The sequence below is a fragment of the Bordetella petrii genome (genome assembly GCF_020991325.1).
Lineage (GTDB): Bacteria > Pseudomonadota > Gammaproteobacteria > Burkholderiales > Burkholderiaceae_B > Bordetella_A > Bordetella_A petrii_E.
This window is the reverse complement of record NZ_JAJMLX010000235.1, coordinates 1-7,226: the sequence shown is the minus strand read 5'-3', so window position 1 is coordinate 7,226 and position 7,226 is coordinate 1. Positions and strand designations below refer to the sequence as shown.

8 protein-coding genes and 1 pseudogene are annotated in these 7,226 nt (G+C 66.7%); 3 read left to right on the top strand and 6 right to left on the bottom strand.

Annotation, left to right across the window (positions count from 1 at the left end; translation table 11 throughout):
* From LPZ50_RS19235 to LPZ50_RS19225, 3 genes are all read right to left on the bottom strand, one after another.
* On the bottom strand, positions 1-328 hold a 328-nt coding region (locus LPZ50_RS19235), incomplete at its 3' end, for a triose-phosphate isomerase (protein WP_230663815.1).
* Between the two features lie 92 nt (positions 329-420).
* A complete protein-coding gene (pxpB, locus tag LPZ50_RS19230) occupies positions 421-1,146 on the bottom strand; it encodes a 5-oxoprolinase subunit PxpB (protein WP_230663812.1) in 726 nt (241 codons plus the stop codon).
* A 22-nt stretch (positions 1,147-1,168) separates the two neighbouring features.
* Positions 1,169-1,600: a VOC family protein gene (locus LPZ50_RS19225; RefSeq protein WP_230663809.1), complete on the bottom strand. Its 432-nt coding sequence runs from the start codon at positions 1,598-1,600 to the stop codon at positions 1,169-1,171.
* Positions 1,601-1,765: 165 nt separating this feature from the next.
* Between LPZ50_RS19225 and LPZ50_RS19220 the strand changes: the two genes are divergently transcribed.
* Positions 1,766-2,656 carry a LysR family transcriptional regulator gene (locus LPZ50_RS19220; protein WP_230663806.1) on the top strand — a complete coding sequence of 297 codons (891 nt, stop codon included), beginning with the start codon at positions 1,766-1,768 and terminating at the stop codon, positions 2,654-2,656.
* Here LPZ50_RS19220 and serA read toward each other — a convergent pair.
* The 3 genes from serA to phoB all read right to left on the bottom strand — a co-directional run bounded on the left by serA (position 2,631) and on the right by phoB (position 5,938).
* Positions 2,631-3,830 (bottom strand): phosphoglycerate dehydrogenase, encoded by a 1,200-nt coding sequence (gene serA / locus LPZ50_RS19215; RefSeq protein ID WP_230663803.1) that lies wholly within the window; start codon positions 3,828-3,830, stop codon positions 2,631-2,633. The two genes, LPZ50_RS19220 and serA, sit on opposite strands and share 26 nt — an antisense overlap.
* Before the next feature lie 98 nt (positions 3,831-3,928).
* A complete protein-coding gene (phoR, locus tag LPZ50_RS19210) occupies positions 3,929-5,227 on the bottom strand; it encodes a phosphate regulon sensor histidine kinase PhoR (RefSeq protein ID WP_230663800.1) in 1,299 nt (432 codons plus the stop codon).
* 12 nt (positions 5,228-5,239) lie between these two features.
* A complete protein-coding gene (gene phoB, locus LPZ50_RS19205; protein WP_230663797.1) occupies positions 5,240-5,938 on the bottom strand; it encodes a phosphate regulon transcriptional regulator PhoB in 699 nt (232 codons plus the stop codon).
* 153 nt (positions 5,939-6,091) lie between these two features.
* Between phoB and ubiE the strand changes: the two genes are divergently transcribed.
* Both ubiE and LPZ50_RS19195 read left to right on the top strand, forming a co-directional pair.
* Positions 6,092-6,856 (top strand): bifunctional demethylmenaquinone methyltransferase/2-methoxy-6-polyprenyl-1,4-benzoquinol methylase UbiE, encoded by a 765-nt coding sequence (ubiE, locus tag LPZ50_RS19200; protein ID WP_230663794.1) that lies wholly within the window; start codon positions 6,092-6,094, stop codon positions 6,854-6,856.
* A 158-nt stretch (positions 6,857-7,014) separates the two neighbouring features.
* Positions 7,015-7,226, top strand: a pseudogene (locus LPZ50_RS19195) (Tim44 domain-containing protein); the annotation flags it as partial.

Genomic DNA, 7,226 nt, shown 5'->3' with positions numbered 1-7,226 from the left:
TCTTCGCCGCGACCGTCTCGTTGCGTTCGCCGTGATACGCGCGGCGCTCCGAGTGACCGACGATCGCATAGCGTGCGCCGAACTCCGCAACCATTGCGGCCGCGACTTCACCGGTGAACGCGCCCTGCTCGTGCGCCGACACGTCCTGCGCGCCCCAGGCGACACGGCCGCCGTCGAGCTGCGCCTGAACCTGCGCGAGATACGGGAACGGCACGCACACGCCGACCGACGTTTCGGCCGCCACCGCGCCCACGCCCTGCACCACTTCGTTCAGCAATGCCTGGTTGCCGGCCAGCCGGTTGGGCGGGCGGTGGGCGCGCGCGTCCATGGCGCCGCATACCGGCACCCCAAGGTGCTGGCTGCCTATACGGCCGCTGTCCTGGAAGGTGGACAGCAGGCCCGGCTTGAGTACGGTCAGGCTCATGGCGCGGCCCCGCGCCGGCGCTGGAATTCGTGCGGGTCGATGGGCACGAAGCGGACCCGGTCGCCGGGCTGCAGCAGCGCGGCGGGATCGCGCGCTGGATCGAACAGCACCAGGGGGGTGGCGCCGATGATGTGCCAGCCGCCGGGCGACTGGCTGGGGTACAGCATGGTCTGGCGATTGGCCACCGCCACCGATCCGGCCGGCAGCGTGGTGCGGGGCGAATCGCGCCGTGGAATGTTCAGGCGTTCATCGTGCACGCCCAGGTAGGCGGCGCCGGGTGCGAAGCCCAGCATGAACACCAGATTGTCCGAGCCGGCATGCAGGGCGATGACCTCATCGGGCGACAGGCCCGCATGGCGGGCCACCCGGTCCAGGTCGGGGCCATGTTCGCCGCCATAGCAAACGGGGATGTCCACCTCGCGCCCGGCATCCGCATCGGCTTCTATGCCCTGCGACAGCACCTGTTCGACCTGTTCGGCCAACTGGGCGTAGCGGGGGGCGTCGCGGCCCGTGGGCTGGTAATGCACGGCCACGGCCACGAAGGATGGCACGACGTCGCTGACGCCAGGCAGCCGGGCCTGGCGCAACATGCGCGCCGCGGCCAGGCACAGGCGGCCTATGGCCGTGTCGATGCCGGTGCCGAAGTACACCAGCAGGCAGCGGTCGCCCTGGGGCTGAATGCGCCAGGTGACAGAGGCGGGTGCAGGTGAATCGAGGTTCAAGGGTGCAACCGCCTCCTGGTTGTTACTTGGCGAACAGGGAATCCATGTTCTTGAACGACTTGAATTCCAGGGCGTTGCCCGACGGATCCAGGAAGAACATGGTGGCTTGCTCGCCGACTTCGCCCTTGAAGCGGATATACGGTTCGATGACGAACTGGGTACCCGCGTCGGTGAGCTTGCCGGCCAGCGTTTCCCAGGCGTCCATGGGCAGCACGGCGCCGAAGTGGCGCACCGGCACATTGTGGGAATCTACCGCGCTGGTGGCCCGGTGGCCGCATTCATCGGGCGACAGGTGGGCAACGATCTGGTGGCCGTAGAAGTTGAAGTCTACCCATTCGGCCGAGCTGCGGCCTTCCGGACAGCCTAGCAGTTCGCCATAGAAGGCGCGCGCTTCGGCCAGGTCGCGGACGGGAAAGGCCAGGTGAAAGGGAGGCAGATTCGAGGTTGCGGTCATGCGGGGGCTCCGGATGGCAAGAGTAAAACAAAATGGTCAGGCCCGGGCCGTGCCATTGCTGCGGAATGGAACGGCGGCCACGAAAAGGCATGGATGTCAGTGTAGTGATTGTTTTTTTGATTGAAAAACGATATTTTTTTGCCCTGAGCATCGAAAAAAACGATAGTGATCCGAGAATTCAAGACCTTTATCGCGGTGGCCCGCGACGGTACGTTTACCGGGGCCGGCCGCCAACTGGGGCTGACACAGTCGGCGGTCAGCGCCCAGATGCGCCGCCTGGAGGATTATCTGGGCGTGGCGTTGTTCGAGCGCACCGCCAAGTCGGCCGCGCTGAGCGCGGCCGGTCGCGAGATGCTGCCGCAGGCGGAAGAGCTGGTGGCCATGGCCGAGCGCATGGCCAGCGCGGCGGGCGGCGGCCATGTCAGCGGGCTGCTGCGGGTGGGCGCCATTGCCTCGGTGCAGCAAGACTTGCTGGGCGATGCCCTGCTGCGCTTTCGCGACACGTATCCGGACGTGCGGTTACGGGTGATACCGGGGGTGTCGCTGTCGCTGCTGGGACAGGTGGATTCGGGCGAAATCGACTTGGCCGTGCTGATCCGGCCCCCCTTCGCGCTGCCGCCCGAACTGGCGTGGCGCCCGCTGTTGCGCGAACCGGTGGTGCTGGTGGCGCCCGCCGGCCTGCCCGAACAGCCCTGGCGGGCACTGCTGGCCAGCCAGCCGTTCATCCGCTACGACCGATCGTCGTTTGGCGGGCGGCTGGTGGACATGTTCCTGAAAAAGCAGCGCATTGCCGTGCGCGAAGCGGTAGAGCTGGACGAGATGGAAGCCATCGCCAACCTGGTGCGGCGCGGCCTGGGGGTGGCGCTGTTGCCGCGCACGCGGCTGTTCCATGCCGACGGCCTGCGGGTGCTCGAACTGGACGAGGCCGGCTTCGAGCGAGAGATCGGACTGGTGGCGCGCCTGCCGCACGACCCCGCCACCCTGGCCGGGCATCTGGCGGAATGCCTGCTGCAGGCCGCCGCGCGTCCCCTTACACCAGTTCGCAGCGCACCGTGATGGGGTGGCCGCGCAGCGCCGCCATGACGGCATCGCTGACTTCGCCATCCACGTCGGTGACCACGTAGCCGATCTGGCCGCGGGTTTGCAGGCTCTGGCTGACGATGTTCAAACCGTGTTCGGCCAGCATGTTGTCCAGTGCGCCCAGCGCCCCGGGTGCATTGCGGTGCACATGCAGGATGCGCGCCGCGCCGGCGGGTTCCAGGTAGGGCAGTTCCGGGAAATTCACGGCGCTTTTGGTGGTGCCGGCCTGCAGGTAGCGCACCAGCTTCTCGGCCACTTCGCGGCCGATGTTTTCCTGGGATTCCTGCGTGCTGCCGCCCACGTGCGGCGTCAGGATCACATTGGGCAGGCCGATCAGCGGGCTGTCCAGCGGTTCATCGACGCTTTTGGGTTCAGTGGGAAACACATCCAGCGCCGCCCCGGCCAAGTGGCCTGACGTCAGCGCCTGGTGCAGCGCCTGGATGTCGACCACGGTGCCGCGCGAGGCGTTGATCAGGATGGCGCCGCGTTTCATGCGGGCCAGCGCGTCGGCATTGATGATGTTTTCCGTGCTTTTCCCGCCGGGCACGTGCAGCGTGACCACGTCGGCCTGTTCCAGCAGTTCGTTCAGCGAGCCGGCCGGGCGGGCGTTGCCCAGCGGCAGCTTGGCTTCCACATCGAAATACGCGACACGCATGCCGATGCTTTCGGCCAGGGTGCTGATCTGCGAGCCGATATTGCCGTAGCCCACGATGCCCAGGGTCTTGCCGCGGGTTTCGAACGCGCCCGCGGCGGACTTGTCCCAGTGGCCCAGGTGCACGCGCGCATTTTTCTCGGGAATGCGGCGCAGCAGCAGGATGGCCTCGCCCAGCACCAGTTCGGCCACCGATCGCGTGTTGGAAAACGGTGCGTTGAACACCGGAATGCCGCGTTGCATGGCGCTGTTCAGGTCGACCTGATTGGTGCCGATGCAGAAGCAGCCCACCACGCGCAAGTCGGGCGCGGCGGCCAGCGCCTCGGCGTCCATGTGCGTGCGGGAGCGGATCCCGGCCACTTGCGCGCCGCGCAGCGCCGCATGCAATTCAGCCGGCGGCAGGGCCGCCGCGTGCGTGATGATATCGGTGTAGCCGGCCGCCGCGAAAACGTCGCGGGCGCTGGGATGGATGTTCTCGAACAGTACGATCTGGGCCATGGGTACGACTTAGCGGGAAAAGTGAATGGGAATCTTTCCCCCTATTGTGGCGCACTTTGGCGGCCGGGCGGCCAGAGGCCATTCGGACGGTGGGGCGATCAGGCGGTAACGATGCGCTCGGCCGGGAAATGCAGGGAGAAAGTGCTGCCTTTGCCGACCTCGCTTGCAATGTGCAGTTCAGCGTCGTGGCGGATGGCGATGTGCTTGGCGATGGCCAGCCCCAGCCCGGTGCCGCCGGCCGCCCGCGAGCGGCCGCGGTCGACCCGGTAGAAGCGTTCGGTCAGGCGCGGGATGTGCAGGGCGGCGATGCCGATGCCGGTATCCTGCACGCTGAAGCGCGCGCCGCCATCGGCGTCGCCCTGCCAGCGCACCGTGATCGTGCCGCCGTCGGGGGTGTAGCGCACGGCGTTGGTCAGCAGGTTCGACATGGCCGACGACAACTCGGTCTCGGCGCCCAGCACGTCCAGCGATTCGTCGATATTCCAGTCGAACTTGTGGCGGCCGCCCGACAGCGCCTCGATCTGCTGGCGCGCGGTCTTCAGCAGCGCGGGCAGGTCCACGGCGCGCGGATCCGAGCCCGGCGACGATTCCAGGGTGGACAGGGTCAGCAGGTCTTCCACAATGGCCTGCATGCGTTGGGCCTGCTCGTGCATCATGCCCATGTACTGGTCGCGCTGGTCGTTGCCCAGCGCGTCGGCCGGCATGTCGCGCAAGGTTTCCAGAAAGCCCGCCAGCACTGTCAGGGGCGTGCGCAGCTCGTGCGAGACGTTGGCCACGAAGTCGCGCCGGGTGGTTTCCAGCTTTTCGATCTGGGTGACATCGCGCGAGATCAGCAGGCGGCGGTTGCTGGCGTAGGTGGCCAGGTGCATCATCATGACGCGTTCCTGGCCGCCATGCGCCAGGCGCACCAGGATGGGTTCGGGCCAGACGTCACGATGCGCATAGGCCACGAACTCGGGCGCGCGCAGCAAATTGAGCAGGTTGTGGCCGCGGTCCGCCGGCAGGCTCAGGCCCAGGTGGTGGCGCGCCACGCGGTTGCACCATTCGATCTGGAAGTCTTCGTTCAGGGTGACCACGCCGTCGGGCAGCGCCTGCGCGGCGGCCAGCATGCCCTGCATGGTGCCGCGGGTTTCGGCCAGTTCGCGAGCCCGCGCCCGCGTATAGCGGTACAGCGGCGCCAGGATGTCGTCCCAGGGGCCCACCGAGGCGGGCGGCGCGGTTTCCGGGTGATGCGCCCAGTGCGATACCGCGCGCAGCCGCCAACTGCGCCAGAACAGCATGCCCAGCAAGGCCGCGCAGAAAACGAGCCAACCGGCGGGGTCGCCTATCAGCCACTGGACCAATAGCGACAGGATCGCCCAGAGGGCGACCAGAAACAAAGTTCGCAGCCAGATCATCGTGGCAGTGTTTTACCGTGCCGGGACCTGTGCCGTAAACCGATAACCGCTGCCGCGCACGGTTTCCACGTGCATGTCGTGGCCCGAGGGTTCCAGCGCCTTGCGCAGCCGCCGGATGTGCACGTCGACAGTGCGTTCCTCGACGAAGACGTGATCGCCCCACACCTGGTCCAGCAGTTGCGAACGCGAAAACACGCGCTCGGGATGGGTCATGAAAAAGTGCAGCAGGCGGAATTCCGTGGGGCCGATCGCCAGCGCCTGTTCGTTGCCCGACAGGCGGTGCGTGACGGGGTCGAGCTTCAGGCCGCCGACGTCGATGATGTCATCGGTGAGCTGGGGCGCGCGGCGGCGCAGTACCGCCTTGATGCGCGCCATCAGCTCTTTGGGCGAGAAGGGCTTGGTGATGTAGTCGTCGGCGCCGGCTTCCAGGCCGTCTACCTTGTCCTGCTCGGCACCCTTGGCGGTGAGCATGATGACGGGCACGGCGCGGGTGCGCTCATCGTCGCGCAGCTTGCGCGCCAGGGTCAGGCCCGAGGTGCCGGGCAGCATCCAGTCGAGCAGGATCAGGTCGGGCAATTCGGCGCGGATCAGGGTTTGCGCTTGCTCGGCATCGAAGGCGCGCAAGACTTTATGGCCGGCGAACGACAGGTTGACGGCAATGAGTTCCTGGATGGCGGGTTCGTCTTCGACGACAAGAATGGTGCTGGACATGGGCGGTGGAGAAGGCGAATGTTGGGGCGCAGCTGCGGCGCGAACATTGCGATAGTATGGCCGGAATATTTCAGGTATGTGACCGGCGGCGCCTTATTCCCGGACCCCGCCCTTCAATCGGCTACCATTGCCCCATATACCGGGATACTCATTATGCAAAACCCTGCTTCTTCGCCCAGTCCGGACTCTTCCACGCATTTCGGCTTTCAATCTGTCCCCGAAAATGAGAAAGCCCGCAAGGTGGCCGAGGTGTTCCATTCGGTGGCTTCGCGCTACGACGTCATGAACGACCTGATGTCGGGCGGGCTGCACCGCGCCTGGAAGGCCTTCACCATCGGCCGCGCCGCGATCCGGCCGGGCATGAAGGTACTGGATATTGCCGGCGGCACGGGCGACCTGGCGCGGGCATTTGCACGCCGGGCCGGCGACACAGGTGAAGTCTGGCTTACCGACATCAATGATTCGATGCTGCGCGTCGGGCGCGACCGCCTGACCGACGCCGGGCTGCTGTTGCCCACCGCTGTCTGCGACGCGGAAAAACTGCCGTTTCCCGACGGCTATTTCGACCGGGTCAGCGTGGCCTTCGGCCTGCGCAACATGACCCACAAAGACCGCGCGCTGGCCGAGATGGCGCGGGTGCTCAAGCCCGGCGGCAAGCTGCTGGTGCTGGAATTCTCGCGCGTGGCCCGCCCCCTGGCGCCGGCATACGACTGGTATTCCTTCAATATATTGCCCTGGCTGGGCAAGAAGGTGGCGGGCGACGAAGCCAGCTACCGCTATCTGGCGGAATCCATCCGCATGCATCCCGACCAGGACACCCTGGCCGACATGATGCGCACCGCCGGTCTCGAGCGCGTGCAGTACTTCAACCTGACAGCCGGTGTGGTTGCCCTGCACGAGGGCGTCCGCCTGGCCTGAACGGCCGCCACGGGGAACTTGTCGCCCGCAGGCTTGTCCGTTATTCTTCAGGTGTTCAGTTTTTTGTAAGAAAACCCTGGTCAGAAAAAACGCCGGCTGTCGTGGGGGCAGCCGGCCGCGCCCTTTCCGGGCGCCATGCGCTCAAGGAGTCACGCAATATGTCCCGTTCCGGAATTTCCCGGTTGTTTGCCGCCGCGCTGATCGCCGTCGCCGGTTCCGCCATGCTGGCGGTGTCGTTCGACGCCGAAGCCCGCCGCATGGGCGGCGGCAGCAGCATCGGCCGCCAATCCACCAACATCACGCAGCAGCGCCAGGCCGTCACGCCGCCCGCTGCCACCACCACCAACCGTTCCGCCGCCCCGGCCGCCGG

What these genes read in the sequence shown, in the direction of transcription:
- LPZ50_RS19225 (WP_230663809.1), bottom strand. Translation starts at nt 1,600, where the DNA reads ATGACCGCAACCTCGAATCTGCCTCCCTTTCACCTGGCCTTTCCCGTC.
- serA (WP_230663803.1), bottom strand. Translation starts at nt 3,830, where the DNA reads ATGGCCCAGATCGTACTGTTCGAGAACATCCATCCCAGCGCCCGCGAC.
- phoR (WP_230663800.1), bottom strand. Translation starts at nt 5,227, where the DNA reads ATGATCTGGCTGCGAACTTTGTTTCTGGTCGCCCTCTGGGCGATCCTG.
- phoB (WP_230663797.1), bottom strand. Translation starts at nt 5,938, where the DNA reads ATGTCCAGCACCATTCTTGTCGTCGAAGACGAACCCGCCATCCAGGAA.
- ubiE (WP_230663794.1), top strand. Translation starts at nt 6,092, where the DNA reads ATGCAAAACCCTGCTTCTTCGCCCAGTCCGGACTCTTCCACGCATTTC.